This window comes from Streptomyces sp. NPDC001492, assembly GCF_053597275.1.
In genome coordinates, this window is record NZ_JBSFHW010000008.1 from 1 (window position 1) to 21,163 (window position 21,163).

The 21,163-nt window shown below is 72.2% G+C and carries 20 protein-coding genes and 2 pseudogenes; 11 read left to right on the forward strand and 11 right to left on the reverse strand.

The window, feature by feature from the left end; translation table 11 throughout:
• The coding region (locus ACWC1K_RS12525; protein ID WP_450830767.1) for a cupin domain-containing protein at nt 1-620 on the reverse strand (620 nt) is incomplete at its 3' end.
• 124 nt (nt 621-744) lie between these two features.
• On the opposite strand from ACWC1K_RS12525, the gene ACWC1K_RS12530 reads away from it, so the two are divergent.
• The 3 genes and pseudogenes from ACWC1K_RS12530 to ACWC1K_RS12540 form a co-directional block, all read left to right on the forward strand.
• Complete coding sequence (locus ACWC1K_RS12530; protein WP_450830769.1) at nt 745-1,773, forward strand: aldo/keto reductase; 1,029 nt, start codon at nt 745-747, stop codon at nt 1,771-1,773.
• A 74-nt stretch (nt 1,774-1,847) separates the two neighbouring features.
• Nucleotides 1,848-2,120, forward strand: a pseudogene (locus ACWC1K_RS12535) (helix-turn-helix domain-containing protein); the annotation flags it as partial.
• A 124-nt stretch (nt 2,121-2,244) separates the two neighbouring features.
• A pseudogene (locus ACWC1K_RS12540) lies at nt 2,245-2,520 on the forward strand (macro domain-containing protein); the annotation flags it as partial.
• A 224-nt stretch (nt 2,521-2,744) separates the two neighbouring features.
• Here the strand turns inward: ACWC1K_RS12540 and ACWC1K_RS12545 are convergent.
• Nucleotides 2,745-4,217 (reverse strand): DHA2 family efflux MFS transporter permease subunit, encoded by a 1,473-nt coding sequence (locus tag ACWC1K_RS12545; RefSeq protein ID WP_450830770.1) that lies wholly within the window; start codon nt 4,215-4,217, stop codon nt 2,745-2,747.
• 97 nt (nt 4,218-4,314) lie between these two features.
• Here ACWC1K_RS12545 and ACWC1K_RS12550 point away from each other — a divergent pair, with 97 nt between their 5' ends.
• Nucleotides 4,315-4,884 carry a TetR/AcrR family transcriptional regulator gene (locus tag ACWC1K_RS12550; RefSeq protein ID WP_450830772.1) on the forward strand — a complete coding sequence of 190 codons (570 nt, stop codon included), beginning with the start codon at nt 4,315-4,317 and terminating at the stop codon, nt 4,882-4,884.
• 559 nt (nt 4,885-5,443) lie between these two features.
• Here ACWC1K_RS12550 and ACWC1K_RS12555 read toward each other — a convergent pair.
• Nucleotides 5,444-5,902: a MarR family winged helix-turn-helix transcriptional regulator gene (locus ACWC1K_RS12555; RefSeq protein ID WP_450830774.1), complete on the reverse strand. Its 459-nt coding sequence runs from the start codon at nt 5,900-5,902 to the stop codon at nt 5,444-5,446.
• Between the two features lie 63 nt (nt 5,903-5,965).
• On the opposite strand from ACWC1K_RS12555, the gene ACWC1K_RS12560 reads away from it, so the two are divergent.
• Nucleotides 5,966-6,334, forward strand: a complete 369-nt coding sequence (locus tag ACWC1K_RS12560; protein WP_450830775.1) for a VOC family protein — start codon at nt 5,966-5,968, stop codon at nt 6,332-6,334.
• 208 nt (nt 6,335-6,542) lie between these two features.
• Here ACWC1K_RS12560 and ACWC1K_RS12565 read toward each other — a convergent pair whose 3' ends face one another.
• Nucleotides 6,543-8,393, reverse strand: coding sequence for a M1 family aminopeptidase (locus ACWC1K_RS12565; RefSeq protein ID WP_450830777.1), 1,851 nt, complete (start codon nt 8,391-8,393; stop codon nt 6,543-6,545).
• Nucleotides 8,394-8,645: 252 nt separating this feature from the next.
• Here ACWC1K_RS12565 and ACWC1K_RS12570 point away from each other — a divergent pair, with 252 nt between their 5' ends.
• Nucleotides 8,646-9,473 carry an alpha/beta fold hydrolase gene (locus ACWC1K_RS12570; RefSeq protein ID WP_450830778.1) on the forward strand — a complete coding sequence of 276 codons (828 nt, stop codon included), beginning with the start codon at nt 8,646-8,648 and terminating at the stop codon, nt 9,471-9,473.
• Between the two features lie 36 nt (nt 9,474-9,509).
• Here the strand turns inward: ACWC1K_RS12570 and ACWC1K_RS12575 are convergent, their stop codons facing one another.
• Both ACWC1K_RS12575 and ACWC1K_RS12580 read right to left on the reverse strand, forming a co-directional pair.
• Nucleotides 9,510-10,475: a M56 family metallopeptidase gene (locus ACWC1K_RS12575; protein ID WP_450830780.1), complete on the reverse strand. Its 966-nt coding sequence runs from the start codon at nt 10,473-10,475 to the stop codon at nt 9,510-9,512.
• 78 nt (nt 10,476-10,553) lie between these two features.
• The gene (locus tag ACWC1K_RS12580) at nt 10,554-10,979 is read right to left on the reverse strand and encodes a BlaI/MecI/CopY family transcriptional regulator (protein ID WP_450830782.1); all 426 of its coding nucleotides are present in this window, start codon (nt 10,977-10,979) and stop codon (nt 10,554-10,556) included.
• Between the two features lie 114 nt (nt 10,980-11,093).
• On the opposite strand from ACWC1K_RS12580, the gene ACWC1K_RS12585 reads away from it, so the two are divergent.
• The 3 genes from ACWC1K_RS12585 to ACWC1K_RS12595 all read left to right on the forward strand — a co-directional run bounded on the left by ACWC1K_RS12585 (nt 11,094) and on the right by ACWC1K_RS12595 (nt 13,430).
• Nucleotides 11,094-11,759 carry a DedA family protein gene (locus tag ACWC1K_RS12585; protein ID WP_450830783.1) on the forward strand — a complete coding sequence of 222 codons (666 nt, stop codon included), beginning with the start codon at nt 11,094-11,096 and terminating at the stop codon, nt 11,757-11,759.
• Entirely contained in the window at nt 11,756-12,361 is a 606-nt protein-coding gene (locus tag ACWC1K_RS12590) for a phosphatase PAP2 family protein (protein ID WP_450830785.1), read from the forward strand. Before ACWC1K_RS12585 ends, ACWC1K_RS12590 begins: the two co-directional genes overlap by 4 nt.
• Before the next feature lie 244 nt (nt 12,362-12,605).
• Nucleotides 12,606-13,430 (forward strand): phosphatase PAP2 family protein, encoded by an 825-nt coding sequence (locus ACWC1K_RS12595; protein WP_450830787.1) that lies wholly within the window; start codon nt 12,606-12,608, stop codon nt 13,428-13,430.
• Nucleotides 13,431-13,539: 109 nt separating this feature from the next.
• On the opposite strand, the gene ACWC1K_RS12600 is transcribed toward ACWC1K_RS12595, so the two are convergent.
• From ACWC1K_RS12600 to ACWC1K_RS12615, 4 genes are all read right to left on the reverse strand, one after another.
• Entirely contained in the window at nt 13,540-14,433 is an 894-nt protein-coding gene (locus tag ACWC1K_RS12600; protein WP_450830788.1) for a COG4705 family protein, read from the reverse strand.
• Complete coding sequence (locus tag ACWC1K_RS12605; protein ID WP_450830790.1) at nt 14,430-14,969, reverse strand: hypothetical protein; 540 nt, start codon at nt 14,967-14,969, stop codon at nt 14,430-14,432. The genes ACWC1K_RS12600 and ACWC1K_RS12605 overlap by 4 nt, the downstream gene beginning before the upstream one ends.
• Nucleotides 14,970-15,019: 50 nt before the next feature.
• Nucleotides 15,020-15,910, reverse strand: coding sequence for a lysylphosphatidylglycerol synthase domain-containing protein (locus ACWC1K_RS12610; RefSeq protein WP_450830792.1), 891 nt, complete (start codon nt 15,908-15,910; stop codon nt 15,020-15,022).
• 256 nt (nt 15,911-16,166) lie between these two features.
• Nucleotides 16,167-17,675, reverse strand: coding sequence for a hypothetical protein (locus ACWC1K_RS12615; protein ID WP_450830794.1), 1,509 nt, complete (start codon nt 17,673-17,675; stop codon nt 16,167-16,169).
• Between the two features lie 136 nt (nt 17,676-17,811).
• Here ACWC1K_RS12615 and ACWC1K_RS12620 point away from each other — a divergent pair, with 136 nt between their 5' ends.
• Together ACWC1K_RS12620 and ACWC1K_RS12625 are read left to right on the forward strand one after the other, a co-directional pair.
• Nucleotides 17,812-18,195: a BlaI/MecI/CopY family transcriptional regulator gene (locus ACWC1K_RS12620; RefSeq protein WP_450830796.1), complete on the forward strand. Its 384-nt coding sequence runs from the start codon at nt 17,812-17,814 to the stop codon at nt 18,193-18,195.
• Between the two features lie 60 nt (nt 18,196-18,255).
• Nucleotides 18,256-19,143 carry a M56 family metallopeptidase gene (locus ACWC1K_RS12625; protein ID WP_450830798.1) on the forward strand — a complete coding sequence of 296 codons (888 nt, stop codon included), beginning with the start codon at nt 18,256-18,258 and terminating at the stop codon, nt 19,141-19,143.
• A 797-nt stretch (nt 19,144-19,940) separates the two neighbouring features.
• On the opposite strand, the gene ACWC1K_RS12630 is transcribed toward ACWC1K_RS12625, so the two are convergent.
• Entirely contained in the window at nt 19,941-21,086 is a 1,146-nt protein-coding gene (locus tag ACWC1K_RS12630; RefSeq protein ID WP_450831114.1) for an MFS transporter, read from the reverse strand.
• Nucleotides 21,087-21,163 lie beyond the last annotated feature (77 nt).

Genomic DNA, 21,163 nt, shown 5'->3' on the forward strand with positions numbered 1-21,163 from the left:
TCGACGGCGGGGCGCAGGCGCTCGTCGACGAGCAGGCGCAACCAGCCGGAGGGCAGGAGGGTCTGGTCGACGTAGCAGCGCAGCACCTCCAGCAGCAGCAGTTGGCCGTACTGCCGGATCGCGAAGGCCGAGCCGAGCCGGTCGCCGGTGGCCTCGTCGAAGAGCCGCAGCACGGCGGCGAGCAGCCGGTCCCCGTCTCCGGCGGCGGAGGACCGGATGTGGGCCACCGGCGGAAGCGACTCCAGCAGGAGCGTCCGCCCGGCCTCATTCACGCTGACGCGCCCGCCGATCACGACGTCGTCGACAGCAGGGTCCGAGCCCGCGAAGCGGGCGGCGGGGAAGTCCGACTCCGGCTGGACCTCGTGGCGCGGCGCCGCGCCGGCCTCGAAGGCCACCCACGAGCGCCCGGTGAGGATTGCCACGTCTCCCGCCACGAGGTCGACCGGTTCGGCGACGCCGTCGGTGGTGAGCCGGGCGCGCCCGCTCACCATCGCGAAGAACTTGACCGGATCGGCCAGCGGGCCGCGGGACCACCAACCGCCGCGGGCCGCGACGCCGCCGGTCAGCACGCTGCGCACCTCGACCAGATCGAGTGCCTCGGAGAGTCGGTCGGGATCCATGTCCGTACTCTCGCGCAAGAAATCCGGATGCACAAGTATTCATAGTCCGGCGAATGACAGACAGGCTGGTGTCAGCGACACAGCAGTAAGACCTGTAAGACCTGTAAGATCTGAAGGAGACACCATGCGCTACCGCAGCCTCGGCCGGACCGGGATCAAGGTCAGCCCCTACGCCCTCGGCGCGATGATGTTCGGCGCCCTCGGCAACCCCGACCACGACGACTGCGTCCGCATCATCCACCGAGCGCTCGACGCCGGCATCAATCTCGTCGACACCGCCGACATGTACGCGCAAGGCGAGTCGGAGGAGATCGTCGGCCGGGCGCTGAAGGGACGGCGGGACGACGTCGTGCTCGCGACCAAGGCCTGGTTCCCGATGAGCGACGAGCCGAACCACCAGGGCTCGTCCCGGCGCTGGCTGGTGCGCGCGCTGGAGGACTCGCTGCGCCGCCTCGACACCGACCACGTGGACATCTACCAGATCCACCGCCCGGACCCCGACACGGACATCGAGGAGACCCTCGCGGCCCTCACCGATCTGCAGCGGGCCGGCAAGATCCGCACCTTCGGCACGTCGGCCATGCCGGCCTCCGACATCGTCAGGGCGCACTGGGTCGCCGAGCGGCGCGGGCTGGCCCGGCCGCGCACCGAGCAGCCGGTCTACTCGATCCTGAACCGGGGCATCGAGCGCGAGGTGCTCCCGGTGGCGCAGGAGTTCGGCATGGGCACCCTGGTCTGGTCGCCGCTCGGAGGCGGCCTGCTGACGGGGCGGTACCGCAAGGGCCAGGAGGCCGAGACGCACCGGTCGAAGTTCGGCTTCCGGCAGCTCACGGACGACCGTCGGCTCGATGTGGTCGAGCAGCTCATTCCGCTGGCCGAGGAGGCCGGCATGCCGCTCACGCATCTCGCGATGGGCTTCGTGCTCGCCCACCCGGGCGTGACGTCCGCCCTCCTCGGACCGCGGACCATGGAACACCTGGACGACCTGCTCGCGGGCGCCGACGTCACCCTCACCGACGATGTGCTGGACCGGATCGACGCGATTGCGCCGCCCGGCACCGACACCGGCACCCTCGACCACGCCTACCAGCCGCCGGCCATCGAGCGCCCCGAACTGCGCCGCCGACCGGCCGGCGAGCGCACGGCGGCATGACGCCGGCTCCGGCCGGAACGCTGCTGGCGGTTGGATGTGTGGTGGCGCGCGTGGGACCGGCCGTTGGGGATGTGGTGGCTGAGCCTGTCCGTGTGCACAGGTTGACCGACCAGGAGGGGCAGAAGCTGCAGCAGATCGTGCGCCGGGGCAGCACCAGTTCGGTGCGGCTCCGGCGGGCGATGATGCTGCTGGCCTCGACCGGCGGGAACCGGGTCCCGGTGAACGCCCAAGTGGTGCAGGCCGACGAGGACACCGTCCGAGACGTAATAGACCGGTTCAACGAGATCGGCCTGGCCTGTCTGGACCCTCGGTGGGCGGGAGGCCGTCCCCGCCCTCTCAGTCCTGACGTCTCGGTCCTGATTGGCAGCGACGGCGGTACTGCAGAGCTCGTGACGAGTGACGGAGCGGTTGTAACGATCCCTCTCGACTGGGGGGCTCAGGCTGTAGCACTCGCTGCATGACAGTGGGTGAATGCTTCACACCGTGGGTCCGGTCTGGCAGGTTGGCGGCGGCGATGCCTCGCTCCTTGCCTCCTGCTACCGGGAGTCGCTGCGTGTGGCGGACGAGTTGGGTGCACGAACGGTTGCGTTCCCGGCGATCTCCACCGGCGTGTATCGGTGGCCGATGGACGATGCGGCCCGTATCGCGGTGGAGACGGTGCGAGCCACCGAGACGGAGGTTGAGGAGGTCAGGTTTGTCCTCTTCGACGAGCGGGCGTACGCGCTGTTCGCCGCGCAGCTCCGTTGAGGGAACGGTAGTTCGCTTCCCCAGTCCTGCCTGAGCCCCCTGCTTTCCCGACCGTGCCACCCGCGCGGGCCTCCGTGCGCCCGAACAATTCGGATGAGGCTTCCGTTGAGCCAGGCGGCGGCGAGTTCCCTCCGGGGGCGGGCGCGGGCTCGCGCTTGACGCGCCGGACGGCATGGAGGCGAGTGGTGACGGCCCGAGGGCGCCGGGTTGCGGCGCGGGGCTGGTCAGACTTCGGCGAGCTGTCCGTCGGAACTTGTGTCCTGCGGCTGTGGTTCGGTGTCGGCCCGGTTCGGAAGGAGAAGGCACAGCGGGATCGCTGCGGCGGTGAACGCGGCGGCCCACCAGAAGGCTTCGCCGAAGCCGGTTGCCAGGTCGGCGGGGGTGTGGGTATCGGCGACGGCGCGCTGGAGGATCACGACCAGGACGGCGGTGCCGATGGAGCCGCCGACCTGCTGTGCGACGCGGCTGATGCTGGAGGCGGCCGGGATTTCGTCGCGGGTCAGGCCGACGAAGGCGCCGCCCATCAGGGCGATCATGGCCGCGCCCAGGCCGAGGCCGCGGACGAACAGCACGGCCATCAGCGCGACGTTGCTGGTGGTGGCGGTGACGAAGCCGAACGGCACGGTGGCGGCGAAGGTGACCGCGAAGGCAATGACGGCGACCGGGCGGGCGCCGATGCGGTCCATGACCTTCCCGGCCAGCGAGCGGGACAGTAGGGTGCCCACGCCCTGCGGGATGAGCAGCATCGCGGCTCCGAGGGCCGTTTCGCCGCGGACCTGCTGCCAGTACAGCGGCATCAGCAGCATGGCGCCGTACAAGGCGGCTCCGGCCAGCAGCAGCAGCGCGGTGGAGGAGGCCAGGGAGCGGTGGCGGAGCAGGCGGATGTCGAGCAGGGCGGCGGCTCCGCGGCGTAGCGCCCAGGCGGTGTAGCCGGCCAGCAGCGCGACGCCGGCGGCCAGGGGGAGCCCGACCCCGGTGGAGGTGATTGCGTCGGTTCCGCCGAGTTGGGTCAGGCCGTAGAGGACGGCGGCGATGCCGGGTGCCAGGAGCAGCATGCCCACGGTGTCCAGGCGGGGGCGGGTTCCGGCGCCGGGCCGGTCGGCAGGCAGGTTGCGCCAGGCCAGCCAGCCGCCGGCGAGGCAGAACGGGATGTTGAAAAGGAAGATCCACTGCCAGTCGCCGAAGTGCAGGATCACGCCTCCGATGACCGGGCCCATGACCGGTCCCAGGGCGGTGGGCACGGTGATCAGTGCCATGACCTTGCCGATGTTGCGGCCGTCGGCGGCCTGCATGACCAAGGTGGCCATCAGGACCATCATGATGCCGCCGCCGATGCCCTGGACGACGCGGAAGGCGATCAGGGCCGGTGCGTTCCAGGCCGCGGCACACAGCATCGACCCGGCGAAGAACAGCGCCAGGGCGAGGATCCACAAGCGCTTGCCGCCGAGGGCGGCCTGGGCCCAGCCGACGGCGGGCATGGTGGCGGACAGGGCCAGCAGGTAGGCGGTGGTGACCCACTGGACGGTGGCCAGTGTGGTGTGGAGCTGTCCGGCGAGGCTGTCGATGGCGACGCTCATGATCGTGGTGTCGAAGATGACGGCGAGCGCACCGACGACGAGGGTGAACACCAGGCGCCGCACGGCCGGGTCGACTGCGTCCGGCGGGCTGGATGTGGCGGGGTTGCCGACGGCGGCCATGGGGCGCCTCCTTAAGATATACAACTCTATCTTTCAGGGGTCAGGCTAGGCCGCTATTGTTAGATACGCAAGTCTTTCTAATGTGAAGGGGGCGACGATGCCGGAGCGGCGCCGCGGAGCGGCCTTGGAGCAGGCGCTGCTCGACGCGGCCTGGGATGAACTCGTCGCCGGCGGGTACGCCCGGTTCACCATGGACGCCGTCGTCAAACGCGCCGGCACCAGCCCCCCGGTCCTCTACCGCCGCTGGTCGGACCGCGACGAGCTCGTCCGGGCCACCCTGGTCCACGTGTTGCGGAAGAACGTTCTCAAGGTCCCGGACACCGGCAGCCTGCGCGGAGACGTGCTGACCCTCATGCGGGAGATCAACGCCACGCGGGTCCAGCTCGTCACCGTGATGAGCGTCTACCTGGCCAGCTACCACCTGGAGACCGGGACCAGCCCTGCCGACCTGCTCGACCCCGCCGACACCGGCCGCAAACAGGCCGTCGACGCGATATTCGACCGCGCCGTCGCCCGCGGCGAGGCAAAGTCCGAGCGCCTCACCGACCGCATCAAGGCCCTGCCGTTCGACCTGCTGCGCCAGGAGATCCTGACGACCTACGCCCCCGTGCCCGACCGGGTCCTCGAAGAGATCGTCGACACGATCTTCCTGCCTCTGCTGCGTTGACCGCGCCAGAACGTCGTCCCGCGACGGTCGCCCGCGTACCCGGACCTGCGTACGGGGCCGTCGGAAGTGAAGATTCGGACCAGTCCCGCGCCTGACGGCTTGCCGAGGATCGCCAACTCCGGCGGTGTCGGCACCGCCTGTGGGGCGGAGATCCACGATGCTTGCGAGTCCGGCGGTACCGGCATCGCTGCCGGCCGTGCAGAAGCGGGCGCCGGCCCAGCCACGCTGCTGCACGAGGCGTACGAACTGTTCGGCCTGACCGGCGCCGCCCTGTGGCGCCTACGCGGTCGCCCCGGCGCCTGTCCCGGCTGCTCGCCCGTATCGGAAACGCTCTCGCACCGAACTCATCACTGCCGTACTCACAGGCTCGCTCTGACGCGGCACGGTCCTCGACCTCCAAGCCACCCGGCCGCCCACTCCCACGCCCGGACTGACCCCAAGGGGCTCATCGCAGTAGAGGGTGTACTCGGGGTCTGTCGGGTTTCGAGGTCGCCGACACGGATTTCAGGCTCGGCCGCACTCCTGTTCGAGCGCGACGGTATGTGCGCCGCGGAACGAGTTATGCACCCTCGTTGTCACCGCGCAGGGAATGGATCATGCTCTGCAGGATCCGGAACCCCTCTGACTGCTCGGTCTCGGTCAGGCCGGCCAGCATTCTGGCCTCGACGGACCGGACGGCTGCGCTCGCCTTCTCGAGGCTTCGTCGGCCGCGAGGCGTGAGCCGCGTGGGAAGTGCCTTCCCGACGGGTGCCGCCGCAGGCCTGGTCACGTAGCCGTCTCGTTCCAGGGCCTGGAGCAGCACGTTCATCGTCTGCCGTGTCACGAACGCGCCCCGCGCGAGCTCGGAGTTCGACAAGCCCGGTCGTTGCGCCAGCAGCTCGAGACAGGAGTAGTGCGTCACGCTCATGCCGAGCGGCCGCAGCACTTCCTCCATGGCCGCGCGGAGGGCGCTCGACGCTTCTTTGAGCAGGTAGCCCAGTGACGTCTCCAGGTCGACGCCGACACCTTCTTGACTCATGTCAGTATTCTGACATAGCTTGCCGCGTGTCAGAAAACTGACACGAAAAGAAGGAGCGTCATCATGCCCGCCACCGGTCCCGACTTCATCTCGCTCCAAGTGCGCGACCTCGACGCTTCGCAGGCGTTCTACGAGCAGTACCTGGGCCTCGTCCGCTCGCCGGCCGGACCTCCGCACGCCGTCGTCTTCGAGACGAAGCCGATCGCGTTCGCCCTCCGCGACGTCATTCCCGGCACCGACCTCGCATCCGTCGCTCAGCCCGGCATCGGTGTCGCGATCTGGCTCCACGCCACCGACGTCCAGGCCATCCACGAGGCGCTCGTGGCCGACGGTCACACCATCGTCTCCGCACCGATCGACGGCCCCTTCGGTCGGACCTTCACCTTCGCCGACCCCGACGGCTACCAGGTCACGCTCCACGACCGCACCTGATCGACCAAACGCCACCGGCCGCTCAACAGCGGTTGCGCCCCAGGAGCGTGCGCGACGCCACCTTCTGCCCGGCCGGCGGGCAACGATCCTGCACCTCCGCATCCGCCGCTACCGCCATCGAAGGCGGAGCGCGAGCGTGAAACGGCCGACGGGCCCACGTGGCGTCCGCCACGCAGGCCCGCCGGGCCGTCAGCCGTCGTTCCGATGCTCAGCCGTCGATGCGGTGCGTGCTCCAGAAGGAGGTCAGGTCCGTGGTCGTGGCGGCCTGCGCGGCTGCCTTGAACTCGGCCGTGGTGGAGACGCCGTACCAGTGCGAAGTGGCGTAGTCCTTGAGCAGCTTGGTCATCGCCGTGTCGCCGATCAGCCGCCGCAGGTCGTGCAGGGCGCACTTGCCGTAGCCGTAGACGACGGTGGAGTAGCGGGATGAGTGGGCGTCCCAGTAGGCCATGGAGTTGGTGATCTTCTCCGTGGACGAGGCCCAGGAGACGCTGTTCCAGCAGTTCGTGCCGGACTTGCCGAGGGCCAGGTCGGTGGCGTAGTCGGTGAACGCCTCATCGAGCCAGGGGCTGTTGTACTCGTCGTCGCCGACGATGCCGTACCACCACTGGTGGCCGATCTCATGGGTGAGCGCGGTGGTGCTGACGAGGTCGAGGACGAACCCGGGGTACTCCATGCCGCCGAACCAGTAGTTGTTGTCGATGACCGCGTCCAACTCGCCGTACGGGTACGCCCCGAAGCGCGCCGCGTGGGCGTCCACGGCGGACTTGGCGGTGGAGAGCATCGACTGGGCGTCGGAGGAGCTGATGCCCGAGACGGAGTAGATGTTGATCGCGGTCCCGGCCGCCGAGGTGCCGGAGATCTTGCTGAACGGACCGGCCGCCCAGGCGAAGTCACGCACCTTGGAGGCCGTCGCGGTGGTGACGGTACGGCCGCTGGAGCCCGGGGTGTCGGTGGAGGTGCCGGTGGCCGGGACCAGCAGGGTGCTCGGGTGGTCGAGGGTCACCTTGAAGTCGGCGGCCAGCGAGTAGAAGGACTCGCCGTTGTTGGTGTACGGGTCCAGATGCCAGCCCGAGCCGTCCTTCACCGCGAGCACGGGCAGCGCGTTGCCGATGTTGTTGAAGGCCCCGTCGTGGCCGAACCGGTCCGCGCCGCTCGGCACGGTGATGCCCAGGTCGAAGCCGATCGTGGCGGACTGCCCCTGCGCCAGCGGCGTCGGCAGCGTGATCTGCAGGGCGGTGCAGGCGACGGAGAGGGAACCCGCCGTACCGCCGGTGACGTTGGTGACCGTGATCGGCATGGCGTCGCATGTGCCGTGGTAGTTGTCCCACAGCCTCAGATACACCTCGCTCAGCGCCGTCGAGGAGGCGTTGGTGAAGGTCGCGCTCTCGTGACCGGTCCACACCGTGCCGCTGGTGTTGCTGCTGAGACTGACCGTGTACGAGGGCGTGGCGGGCGTGCGCGTGGAGTCCGCCGGCGGGGTGCTGCCCCCGGACGTGTCGAGGGCGATGTCGTCGAGGACGAAGCTGGTCTGCAGGCTGGAGTCCTCGGCGCCGCTGAAGGCGAGGCTCACGGTCTGCCCCGCGAACGCCGAGACGTCGAGGGTCTTCTTCACGTACCCGGTGTTCTTGTCGAGGTTCGAGTACGTCGCCAGCGTCGTACTGCCGATCTTCGCCGTCAGCTTGTCGTACGCGATGGACGAGGTCGTCTCGGTGGTGTCGATGTGGAGCCAGAAGGAGAGGGTGGCGGTGCTGCACCCGGACGGGATCGTGACGCTCTGGGAGAGGGTGTCGGTGTGGGTGCCGCCCGTTCCGTCCAGCCAGGCGTAGCTCGTGCCGCCGTGTGCGGTCTGGCCGGAACGGCTGGTGATGACGCTCGTCGAGGACTGGGTCCACGGCGAAGTGCCGCTCTCGAAACCGCCGTTGGCGACCACCTGGGCCGGGGTGCATGCGGCCGCGGCCGACGGGGCGGCTGCCGCGGGGGCGGCGGGAAGGGAGACGGCGGCCAGCGCGGCGACTGCCAGTGCGCGCATGGCGATGGATCTGTGGGGGGTCTTTCTCACGCGAAACTCCTTTGCGGCGGCCGGGATTCCGGCCTGCTCGGTGCCGCCCGGTCGGCTGGGGTGCGCCTGGGGGCGGCAGTGGGCTGCGTGTATCTCTTGTGCGACCGCTGTAGCGTGGCAGATTTGTCGGGAGCATGCCATGAAAAACGGGGAGACCGGGTTGGAGTGATCGCCGGGAAATCGCCGCCGAGGGGGAGGAGCATGGGGAGGGTGGCGGCAGTCTTCGCCTGTCGACGAGAGGACCGGCCGGCTATGGCACGGGTCGCAGTGAACGGCGTGGAGCTCTTCTACGAGACGGCCGGGGACGGCGATCCCCTGGTCCTGGTGCACGGATCATGGGGCGACCACCACAACTGGGTCCCCGTCCTCGACGCCCTCGCGGAGCGATTCCGGGTCCTCGTCTACGACCGCCGCGGACACAGCCGCAGCGAGCGCCCGCCGGGGCAGGGCACCCGCACCGAGGACGAGGACGACCTTGCGGCACTGATGGAGACACTGGGGTACGCGCCGGCCTACGTTGCGGGCAACTCCTTCGGAGGCTCGACGGCGCTCGGCCTGGCCGCCAGACGTCCCGAACTCTTCCGGGGCCTCATGGCCCACGAGCCGCCCCTCCTGGGCATCGTGGCCGACGTTCCCGAGTTGCAGCCGCTGATGACGGACACCGCGAAGAAGATCGAATCCGTGCTCGCCCACCTGCGCGCGGGCGACACCCTGGCGGGAGCGCACGCGTTCGTGGAAGAGGTCGCCCTGGGCCCCGGCATGTGGGATCAGTTGCCGGACGCGGTCCGGGAGACGTTCCTGCGCAACGCCCCCACCTTCGCCGACGAGCAGTCCGACCCGGACTGGGCCGGCCTCGACCTCGACCGCCTCGCCGGCTACACCGGGCCCGCCCTGCTGTCGAAGGGCACACAGAGCCCGCCGTGGTTCGCCACGATCGTCGGCCGGCTGTCCGCGGTCCTGCCGCAGGCGCGGACGCACACCTTCGAAGGTGCGGGTCACATCCCTCATGTCACGCACCCGGATGATTACGTCGACCTCGTGACCGGTTTCGTCGAAGAGGCGGCCCGCCGGTCTGCGTGACCGCCGGCGCTACGAGGCTGTCGGGTCCGCGTGGGATCAGTCGCCGTCGCCGAAGGCCGGGTGTCCCTGCGGTCCCTGCTCGCCCTGGGCGACCTCGATGCCCGCGTGCAGATCGGTGGCCGCGTCCAGCACCGCCGTCCCCGATACGGCCACACAGGCCAGGAGCAGACAGGCCAGGGAGCGGGGGAGCAGCCGGGCGGCGGGCGCGGGGGTGCTCAGGAGGGCGGTGACACGGCGGGGGACCGGGCCCGCCGTGGCCGTCAGTGACAGGCGGGGGCGCGCGGAGGAGCCCGCCGCACGGGCCGCGAGCGCGGCACGGCCGACGGCTCGGGCGGTGAGCGCGCGGTCGCCCGTCGCCTGCGCCGCGGACTCGTCGGCCCAGCGCTCCAGGGCGTACGAGAGCGGCGCGCGCAGGCCGCGCAGGGCCGGGTGCAGCGCTACGGCGAACTCGGCGGCCGCGAGGAAGACATGGTGGCGGCCGGTGAGGTGGGCGCGCTCGTGGGCGAACAGCACCTCGCGTTCGCCGGCGCTGAGGGCGCGCAGCATGCCCGTCGTCACCACGATGCGGCCGGGCCGCCCGGGTAGGGCGTAGGCCTCGGGCCGGTCGTCGTGCCGTACACAGAGATCGCCGGCACTCGCCCCGCTGCTGAACTGCCGGTGCGCGGCGCGCAGTTCACGCAGGTGGCGGCGGGTCCGGTCGAGGACCAGGACGCCGAGCCCGGTCAACGCGAGGGCGGCCAGGACCGCAGCCGGGAGGGTGGCGGGCGAGCCGTCGCCCAGCAGATGCGGGGAGAGGTGTGCCGCCTCGGCGACCAGGGACAGGTGCAGGGCGCCGGCCAGGGCGAGCATGCCCAGTGCCGCTGTGCTGGAGAGGGCGAGGACCAGCGCGAGAGCCGTCAGCGCCCAGGCGGCCGTCCGCGGCCGCAGCTGCTCGGCGCCACGCCGGGCCACGGGCACGGCGAGGAACGGCATGAGCAGCGGAAGCCACACGGCGTAGATCACGGGATTCCTCCAGGGGCCGCCGGACGGTATCGACCAGCCTACGCGCCGCAGCCGACAACAAGATCCGTAAGGCGCTGTTCACACGCTGTCCTCACCAGCCTCCGGGCCGCCCTCCAGGAGTGTGCGCAGCAGCTGCTCGTCCTCGGGGCTCAGATCGGAGACGAAGCGGGCGAGGACGGTGCCGCGGTCCTCGTCCTTGTCGAGTTCGGCGTGCATACGGCGGGCCGTGAGACCGGGGGAGTCCTGGGCCGGGGCGTACGCGTAGCCACGGCCGGAGCGCGCGCGGGTGACCGCGCCCTTGGCGTGCAGGCGCGTGAGGATCGTGGTCACCGTGGTGCGGGCGAGACCGCCGCCGAGCTCCAGCTGGACGGCGGCGGGCGTGAGCGGAGCGTCGGCGGCCCACAGTGCGGCCAGCACGCTCGCCTCGAGCTCGCCGGCCGGCCGTCGGTCCGTGCGCCCGTCGACCGGGCCGTCGACCGGCTCGTCAATCTGCCCCTCGGGCATGGGAACACTCCTCGGCTCTGATTCGTCTACAGTTCAGTAGACGGTCTACATGACTGTAGTCGCTAGGTGCGGGTCCGTGCCCGCTCCGTTCCCAGTATGAGAGGGGTCGCCTCCGTGGCAGCTGCCCAGTTCGCCGTCGCCCAAGCGGTGAACGTCCTGGATGCCGGATCCCTGCTGTCCGCCTTCGGCGCGCTCGGCATCGCGGTCGTCATGTTCGCCGAGACCGGCCTGCTGGTCGGTTTCTTCCTGCCCGGCGACTCGCTGCTGTTCACGGCCGGGCTGCTGTGCGTCCCCGGCGTCCACGGTTCCGTGCACCTGTCACTCCCGCCGGTGCTGGCCGCCGCCGTGGGCGGCGCACTCCTCGGTGCCCAGACGGGGTACTGGCTCGGACGGCGGGGCGGCCGCGCGCTGCTGGCCCGCAGCCGTGCGAAGAAGCTGCACGAGGGCGCGGCGCGAGCCGAGGAGCTGCTCGCTCGCTACGGGCATGCGAAGGCGGTGGTCCTGGCCCGCTTCGTGCCGGTCGTGCGCACGGTGCTCAACCCGCTGGCCGGTGCGCTGGACGTGCCGGTGCGCGTCTTCACCCTGTGGCAGGTGATCGGCGGCCTCGTCTGGACGATCGGACTGGTGCTGGGCGGCTACGCGCTGGGTTCCTCGGTGCCGAACGTCGACCGCTATCTGCTGCCGCTGGTCGCGCTCGTGGTCGTCCTCTCCCTGACCCCGATCGCTTTCGAGGCCCGGCGCGCGCGGGCCCGTCGCGCCTCCGAGAGGGCCTCCTCGTGACCGGCCTCGCCTTCGGCGGCGCCTCGGTGGACGGCGGCGCGTACACCTGGATCACCGGCCTGGCCCGCCACACCCCGCACGCCGTCAACACCGTGATCTCCGTCTGGTCCGACTACGGCCTCGCCCTGTTCGGCGTGCTGATGCTCGCCGCGTGGTGGCGTGCCCGCAGCGCGGGGGAGGCACGGATGGTCCGGGCGCTGGCGGCACCCGTGGTCGTGGTGGTCTGCTACGTGGTCGATGTGCTGGTCAAGTCGGCCGTCGCCGAGCACAGACCGTGCCGCACGCTGCACACCGTGACGGTCGAGGCGTGCCCGGCCGCGGGTGACTGGTCGTTCCCCAGCAACCACGCGGTGATCGCCGGGGCCGCAGCGGTGGCGCTGTGGCTCACGAACCAGCGCCTCGGCAGGATCGCGGCCCTGGCCGCGCTCCTGATGGCGGTCTCCCGGGTCTGGATAGGAGTGCACTACCCGCACGACGCGGCGGTGGGCCTGGCCTTCGGCGCGGCCCTCGCCTGGCCCCTCATGCTCCTGGCGGACCGCGCCGCCCCTCTCGTCACCCGCGCGGCGGCCACCCGGCTCAGGCCGCTGGTGACGGCTTCATGACGGGGCACGAGGGGGAGCGGGACGAGCGGGGTGGGGGTGCGGTCGGGGGTGGCGCCGGCGCTCGGCGCGGTGGAGGAGTTGGCGGACCTGGGCGCGCTGGGGGTGCCGCAGGGCTTGGCGGGGGTGCTGCCGGCTCTGGTGCTGATGTTCGCGGCCGTGGCGGTGCCGCCGGATCTGGCAAGGGCCAGGCATGAACCGCGTCGGTCGAGCGCCAGGTGTGAACCGGACCGGAGAGGGGCCAGGCGTGGGCCCGACGGGGCGAGCGCCTGTGCTGATCGCCGCCGTCTGCGCCCTGTTGTTCGCCGGCCTCGCGACCGCGGTGGGACTGCGCCACGGCGTCCCCCTGCCGGGGGACCCGGCGGCACACGCGTGGGGACTCGCGCACCGGCCCCCGGAGGCGGTGGCGCTCGCCCGTGGGATCACCGCGACGGGGACCGGGCCCTGGCCGTATGTGCTCGTCGTGATCGCCGGGTTCATCGCGGGGCGCACCACGCGGGAGCGGCTCCGGAACGCCGTCGCCCTGCTGGTCGTGCTGGTCGCCGGGCAACTGGTCCGCACCGGACTGATGGAACTGTTCGCGCGGGCCCGCCCGGCCCCCGCCGACTGGGCGACGCATGCCTCCGGCTTCGCGTTCCCCTCCGGGCACGCCACCACCTCGGCCCTCACCGCCGGCCTGCTGTGCTGGCCGACGACTCGTCGCGCCCGCGTGGATCTCGCCCGCACGACCTGCACGCTCGCGGTGTGCTGGGCGGCGGCCGTCGGCCTGACCCGCGTGTACCTCGGGGTGCACTGGGCGAGCGACGTCCTCGGCGGCTGGCTGCTCGCGACCGCCTGGCTGAGCCTGTGGTGGTGGGGCTGGACCCGGTGGCTGTCCTCGGAGTCGACGGCGCACGGTGGGCCAGGGGCACCCGGCACGGATACGGCACCGGACGCGCTCGCCGCACCCCCGCCTCCGCCCCCGAAGGCTTCCGGCCCGCTCCCGCCTGCGGACACCGCCCACTCGCCTCCGCCCAAGGACGCTGCGGACCCGCACCCACCTCCGGACGCGCCCGAACCACCCCCGTCGTAGGTGCCCCCCGCCCCCTGCCCGCCACAACCGCCGACGCACAACCACCGACGGAGGGCCATGCGCCCCAAGCAGCCAGACCCCGACCTCGCCCCTGGAGCGCGCTTCGTGGTCAGACTGCCGTCCGGCTGATGCCGTCCGCGGGACGGCTCTCGCGCACATGCGCGTACCCCATCAGCCCGACCAGTACGGCCAGCAGCACCGCCGACGATCCCGCCGTACCGAGATCCAGGCCTCCCTTGACGACGGGCTTGGTCAGGAAGTCGCCGGCCGTCGCACCGAGCGGCCGCGTCAGCACGAACGCGAGCCAGAACAGCAGCACGTTCGGCACCGCGGGCACCTTCATCAGGGCGACCAGGACGGCTAGCACCGCACTCACCAGCAGCGCACCACCGGCGTAGCCGAGGCCGGAGCTGTCGGAGAGGAAGTCGCCCATGGAGGTGCCGAGCGTGTTGGAGACGAGGATCGCCGACCAGAACAGCGCCTCCCCGCGGAAGCTGACGATGTCCCGGATGACGAACGTCATCCCGGTCAGCTTCCACACGGCGAAGATGACGACCAGCAACGAGATCAGGATCGCGGCGCCCGCCGGATAGCCGAGGCCCAGGCCCTGCGGCCCCCAGCCCAGCGAAGTGGCGCCGCCCGAAAGGTACTTGGCGCTGGCGTCGCGGTTCATGAAGTCGGACATCGTGGTGCCGGCCATGCTGGTCGACAGGATGACGGTCCAGTAGAAGAACGGGTTGTAGCGCCGCGACCTGAGCTGGACGACCAGCGTCACGACGAAGACCAGGAACAGGGCGATCGTGGTCAGGAAGTAGCCCAGCTTGAGGGTCTGCGAGAAGAGGTCGCCCGCCGTCTCGCCGAGGGTGGTCGCCGCGATCTTCATGATCCAGAAGGCCAGGGTGACCTCCGGGAGCTTCTTGAGTACGTCGCGACGGCCGGCGGCGGCGTCGAGGTCGGTGAGGACCGTCGACTCCGCCGCTTGTGTGGGGGGTTCGTGGGTCATACGGCCTGTAGCTCCTGTTCGTTGGGTTTGGTGACGTCCTTGCGGGTGATCGCGAGGAAGACGACCAGGCCGAGGATCACCGTGACGAGCAGCGCGCTCGTCACCACGGTGCCCGGGCCCGGGCCGCCGTCGCCGGTGGGCTGGGAGAGGTAGTCGCCGGCCGACGTGCGGAGGGCGAAGGTGAACAGGCCCGCGAGCCAGGAGACGGACGCCCGGCGCAGGGTGTCGACGCTGTGGATGGACAGGGTCCGTTCGCTGCGGTACCAGGCGACGAACACGACCGCCGGCACCACCGCGAGCAGCGCGCCCATCAGCAGGGACACACCGGTCGGGCCCAGTCCGGCCTTCTCGTTCAGCAGGTCGGCCGCCGTCTCGCCGACGGTGGTGCACAGCACCTTGATCACCCAGACATATACGGTGACTTCGGGAACCTTGTTCAAACGCAGGCGCGATCGGCGGCCGGTGGGCGGCCCGGAGGCGGTGCCGTGCGCGTACGTCGCAGCCGCCTCAACTGCTCCAGACGTATCTGATGTCATACGGGGGACGCTGTCACCGGAAACCTGAACGGATCCTGACCGCGGTGCCCTCACAGGGCTCTCGAACGGACCAGTCCGGCCAGCACCAACAGCCCCGGCACCAGCGGCAGCCACACCGTCAGCAACCGGTAGCCGAGCACGACCGACACACTCGCCGAGCCCGGGGCGCCGGCCGTGGTGAGCGCCCAGGCGAGCGCGGCATCGAGTGAGCCGAGGCCGCCCGGGGTCGGCAGCAGGACGGCGGCGCTGCTCGCGGCGAGATAGGCGAGCGCGATACGCCCTGCGGGCAGCGGTACGTCCAGGGCGTGGACGACGGCGATCACCACCGCCGTGTGCAGGGACGCGAAGGCCAGCGAGCCGCCCCACAGGGCCGCCGCGCGTCGGGGGTTCTCGTGGACGGCGCGTACGTCGGCCGCCGCGCAGGCCAGCGCCCGCCGTAGCCGCGTCCGCCGCACGAGCAGGACGGCCATGGGCACGGCCGCCGCTGTCACCAGGACGCCGACCAGCAGCTTCGGTCCGCCCACCGGCGGCAGCCGCAGCACGCCGGGGCAGGCGAAGGCGAGCACAGCCATGAGGGCGATCCGTACGACGGCTCCCGCGGTGGACTTGACCGCGAGGGCGGTGGCCGCCCGGCCGGGTGCCAGTCCGCAGCGCATCAGGAACCGCAGATTGACCGCTCCCGCGCCGAGCCCGGCAGGCAGCAGATGGTTGGCCGCGGAGGCCGCGAACTGGACCATCAGCAGCCGGCCGGCGGGCAGCACCTCGCGCACGGCGCCCTGTTGCGCGAGTGCCGCGCATGCCCAGGTCAACAGGGTGAGCAGCGCTGCCAGCAGCAGCCAGCCGGGATCGGCGGCGGTCAGGCGGGCGATGCCTGAGACGAGGACGGGCCAGTGCAGGGCGGCGAGGCCGATGGCGGCGGCGGTGAGGACGAGTGCGGCCACGGTCTGCCATGGCGCGAGGCGCTCCGCGGGAGGTGTCGATGTGCGGCTCCGCCGCGCGGCGGCAAGGGGCCGTCTCTCGTCTGCGGCTCCGTCGTGGCTGGTCGCGCCCCGCGGCGGAGCCGCGGATTGATACAGCCCCGCGCCCCTCGGGGAGGCTGCCGAACCGCATCGGACTTCGCCAAGGGCGCTTGATCTGCCGGCGGCCACGGAGGTGGTGACCTCGGCGCTCATGCGTGCTGTCCTTCCACGGTCGTGGTCATCCCTGACCGCCCTCCCCTACGGCGCCGGGAGCGAGGTACGCGTAGCCGCCCGTCAGGCGGTGTGGCTGCCACGTGCGGGCGTACGACGGCGGTTGGACGAGGTGTGTCGTGAGGAGAACGACCGGCATCCGGCGGGCGGTTCGCGCGAGTTCCGCGGGGGTGGTGTTGGCGTCGTGGCCGCCGGTGTGGGCGGAGGCGCAGCCGGCGGCGAAAGCGACCGGCACGGAATCGCCCCCGGTGACCAGGCACGGTGGGTGTACGCCGAGACGGCGCAGGTCTGCGGCCGTGCGGCTCCAGACCCGGTGGTCGGCGGTGGTTCGGGACACGGCGCGCTCCAACACGGCGAACTGGACGGCCAGATGGCCCGCGAGCCCCACCGCCACCAGCGTCACCGCCAACGTCCGCCGGCGCCCGCGCGGCGCGGTGACCAGGCGGACCAGGGCGTCCGCGACCGGGATCGCGAGCAGGGCGTACGCGGGCAGCAGGAAACGGGGGGCGGCATAGCCGATCAGGAAGAGGTACGGCACAGCCGCGGTCGCCGCACAGGCCAGCGGCACCAGCGTGGCGGCCGTACGGCGGGCCCGTACCGCGATCACCAGTGCGGCTGCGGCGAGCAGCGGGAGGACGAACCACCAGGCGATCACCGGCGGGCTCGCGATCGCCCCCGTGCACGGACGGCACAGGGCCCGTCCGTCGAGGCTGCGGAGCTGGTCGACGACGGCGTTGTGCAGGCCCAGACCGCCCTGGATGCCGGAGGCGGCGGTCAGCCGGGCGCCGACGCCGCCGTAGTCGACGTACGCCTCGACGATCCACTCGGTGGCCCCTGCCGCAAGGCCCGTGACCAGGGCCAGGAGCAGCCGCAGGTGGCGTCCGGGGCGGGCGAGGAGCACGAGCGCGAGCAGCGGGAGCGTGACCCAGACCGCGTCCGTGGGCCGCATCCAGGCCATCAGTGCCGTGCCCGCGGCCACGCCCCACAGGGCGCCGCGCCATTTGCGGTCGGACCGGGCGTGCAGGAAGAAGGCCACGGTGGCCGACGCGCCCACGGCCACCCAGTAGTTGGGCATGGCCTGCGGGCCGTAGAAGAGGGTGATCCACAGCGATGCGAACAGGGCGCCACCGGCCGCGATGACCCGTACCGGGAACAGGCCCCGCCAGGCTCGCAGGGCCCAGTACAGGCCGAGCCCGGACAGGACCGCCAAGTACACCCGCAGCAGCGCGGTGGACGACGACCAGGAGGCGACGGGAGCCACCAGCAGGGTGATGCCGCGGGCGCGCGGTGCGCTGAAGAAGGCCGCCGGGGCGTGCGTGCTCACCTGGCTGACGTACACCGTCTCGTCCCAGCCCAGGCCCAATCCGGGCCGCACCAGGGCGAGTTGGAGCAGTGAGAAGGCGCCCGCGACCGCCACGAGCCACCACTCGCCCGCGGAGCGCCATGGCGGCCGGGCGGTCGCGGGCGGCCCGTGCCGGGTGGTGCGGGTCGCAGCGGTGTCGGGGGTCCTCGTCATCGTTCACCCATCCGGCCCTACAAGTTGTAGGGTTGGTCTCACCCTACAGGTTGTAGGTCAGGGCGGGGCCGGAGCCGGGTAAGGGGCGGGTGCGACTTGGTGACCGCTGGACCCTACGCACCGTAAGGTGGTGGCCATGGCAGGCACGACTTCTCGTGGCAGGGGCGAGCGACGCAGCCCCGGTGAGCTGGAGAGCGAGGTCCTGGCCACCCTGTGGGCGACGGACCGGGCCCTCACGCCGGCCGAGATCCAGACCGATCTCGGCGGTGACCTCGCCTACAACACCGTGCATACGATCCTGCGGCGGCTGCACGACAAGAGGCTCGTCCTGCGGGACGCCGACGGCCGGCGCGGTGCCTACCGCCCGGCGAAGAACGCGGCACAGATGACCGCCGAGGCCATGCACCAGGCCCTGGACCGCGGCCCCGATCCGATAGCGGCACTCCAGCAGTTCGTCACGGGCCTGAGCCCGGCGGAGGAGGCCGCGCTGCGTGCACTCCTAGGCGAGAGCGGTGCGTGACGCGGCGTCCGCAGCCGCAGCGGCAACGGGGAGCACCAGGACAGGGAGGCGGCGCGGGCCATGAGGATCGACGTCTACACCCCGCTCCTGCTGTCGCTGCTGCTCGCGCTCGTCAGCCCGCAGGTCGGCCTGCGTCTCGCGCCCGCTTCGGCGGCCCGGGCCCTGACCACGGCCGCCGTCCTCGCCGCGGGCGCCACCACCTGGGCGCTGGTCCTGCTGACCGTCACGCTCGTCGACGAGGCACCGCCGGTCGTGGCCGACGCCCGTGAGGACGGTCGCGTTCTGCCCGATCCGGTCCCCGAAATCGTCGCCCTCGCCGCGCTCGCGCTCCTCGCGGTGGCCGCGTGCCGGGTCCTGCGGGCGATCCGGGCCGAACGCGCCACCCGCCGCACCCTGCGCCGCCTGTGCGAGGGCCACCCGGACGGCACCGAACTCGTCGTCGCGGCCTCACCGACCGCGCAGGCGTTCGCGGTGCCCGGACCGCCGGGCCGGATCCTGGTCACCTCCGCGATGCTCGCCGCCCTGCGCCCTGCCGAACGCCGTGTCCTGTTCGCCCACGAGCGCGCCCACCTCACCCACCGCCACTCCCTGCTCGTCCACGCGGTCACCCTCGCCGCGGCGGCGAACCCGCTGCTGGTGCCGGTGCGTACGACCGTCGCCTTCCTGGTGGAACGCTGGGCCGACGAACACGCGGCCACCGCGGTCGGTGACCGCCGGACCACCGCCCAGGCCCTGGCCCGAGCCGCCCTCGTCGCCCACCGCCCCGGCTGCGCACTGAACTTCTCCGACCGCGCAGTCACCCGCCGCGTAGCCGCCCTCCAGACGGCCCCGCCACCCCACCTGCGCCCGATCGCCGCGGCGGTACTGACCCTCGGAATCCTCCCCGCCCTCGGCGCGGCGGACGCGACGGGGGATCTGCTGCACCTTCTGGGGAGTGTGCTGACGTAAGACGGGGGCCTGCCCGCGCCGAGGGCGGGCGGGCGCCGGCCTGGACTGGCCGGGCGGGCCGGGCGGCTGCCCTGGGGCTGAGGGCGGTGGCGCTCGCGTGGGTCGTACGGGGTGGGGGCTTGCAGGCGAAGGGGGGGGGGCGGCGCGGGCCGATTCGAGTGGTGGCGCTCGCGGGACTGGATGGAGGGCGCGCGGTTGCCTTGGGTGGACGGGGCGGGCGGCTGCCCTGAGGCTGATGGCGGAGTCGTGCTCGCCTGGACGGGACGGGGGCGGGCGCTTGTAGCAGGCAACCGGGGCTGCGCCGGTCGATCGGGGTGCTGGTTCACACCTGGGCGGGACGCGGGCACGTGCTTGCCCGACCGGACGGGGGTGCGGCGCTTCCGCAGGCGGGTGCCGGTCGACGGGGGCGGTAGCGCTCGCCCGGGCTGGACCGGAGCAGGCGCTTGCCTGGAGTGGACGGGAGCAGGCACCTACCCGGTCCGGGCGGTCGTGCGGCGCTTCCAACAGGCGAAAGAGGCGGTGCCGGCCGACGGGGGCGGTAGCCCCTCGCCCAGACCGGGCAGGGGCAGGCGCTTGCCCGGAGTGGACGCGGCGGGAGCTGCCCGCGCGGACAGCGCGCGGGACCTGCCCGGCGCGGTGCCCGGTATGGCCGGCGCGCGGGACCTGCCCGGTATGGACAGCGGGAGCCGGCCGGCAGGGACAGCGGATGCGAGCTGCCCATCACGGACAGCGGCCGCGAGCTGGTCGGTCAGGAAAACGTGTGCGAGTCCCGTCATCCGGGCCGCCCCGCTCCCGCCTCAGCGCACCCCGGCCGTCGACCTCCGCGCCCCCGCCGCCACTCCCAGCGCCAGGCACCCCGACACCACCGCCAACGCCCCGAACCCATACGTCAGGGTCGCTGCGGCCGCCACCCCCGCCACCAGCAACGGGCCGCCCGCATCGCCCAGTTCGCGGCCGAGTTCCGCCGCGCCCATCGTCTGCCCGAGCCGTTCCTGCGGGGTCGTCGAGGCCAGGGTCGCGAAGCCCAGCGGGGTGATCAGGCCCGTGCCGGTGCCGATGAGGGCGGCGGCGAGCAGGACGCCGGTGAGGCCGGGGAGCATCGCGCAGGCCAGGCCGGCCGCCGCGAGCAGCAGACCGGCGGTGAGGCCGGTGCGCGCGCTGAGCCGCCCCGCGTCCAAGGCCCGCCCGGCACGCGGCTGTACGACCGCCGCGCACCCCGCCAGCACCGACACCGCGGCGCCCGTCGCCACCGTCCCGAGCCCCGCCACCGCACCGGACACCGGCAGAAAGCCCACCCCGGCCGAAAGCGCCGCCGTGGCCCCGGCGAGCGCGGACGTCGGCACGAGAAACGCCGGGTCCGTCAGCTGTCGCGCAAGATCCAGCAGGGTCTGCCGGGCTCGGGGGAGCGGCGCCACGACGGGTACGGCGACCAGCGCCCACACCGCGACGGCGGCCCCGAGCACCGCCAGTACGGCGAACAGCAGCCGCAGCCCGCCCGCCCACACCAGCACCCCGCCGAGCAGCGGTCCCAGCGTGTAGCCGATGGACTTGTAGAAGCCGTAACTCCCGAAGACCCGCCCGTGTTTGGCCGCCGGATTGAGCCGGGCCACCAGCGCCGACGCGGCCGGCGAGAACGCGGACGCCGCCGCCCCCTGCCCGAGCCGCGCGGCCCACAGCCACCCCGGGCTGTCCGCGACCACGTACACGGCGGACGCGGCGGCGAACGCCACCAGCCCGCCCAGCAGCACCGGCCGCGCCCCCACCCGGTCGGCCACCGTGCCGAACACCGGCTTCAGCACGACCTCCGCACCGTCGTAAAGCGCCAGCAGACCGCCCAGCACGAGCAGCGAGGTGACCGCGCCCTTCCCGGCACCCCCGAGGTTCGCGGCGATTCCGTGCGCCCCGAACGCGGTGGTGAACCCCGCCGCGTACAGCGGCCACATCGGTCGCTGCCGTCCACGGTCCATGCAGGGCAGCGTACCCATCTGGTACGACAGACGAGGAGACGGTGATCCGGACC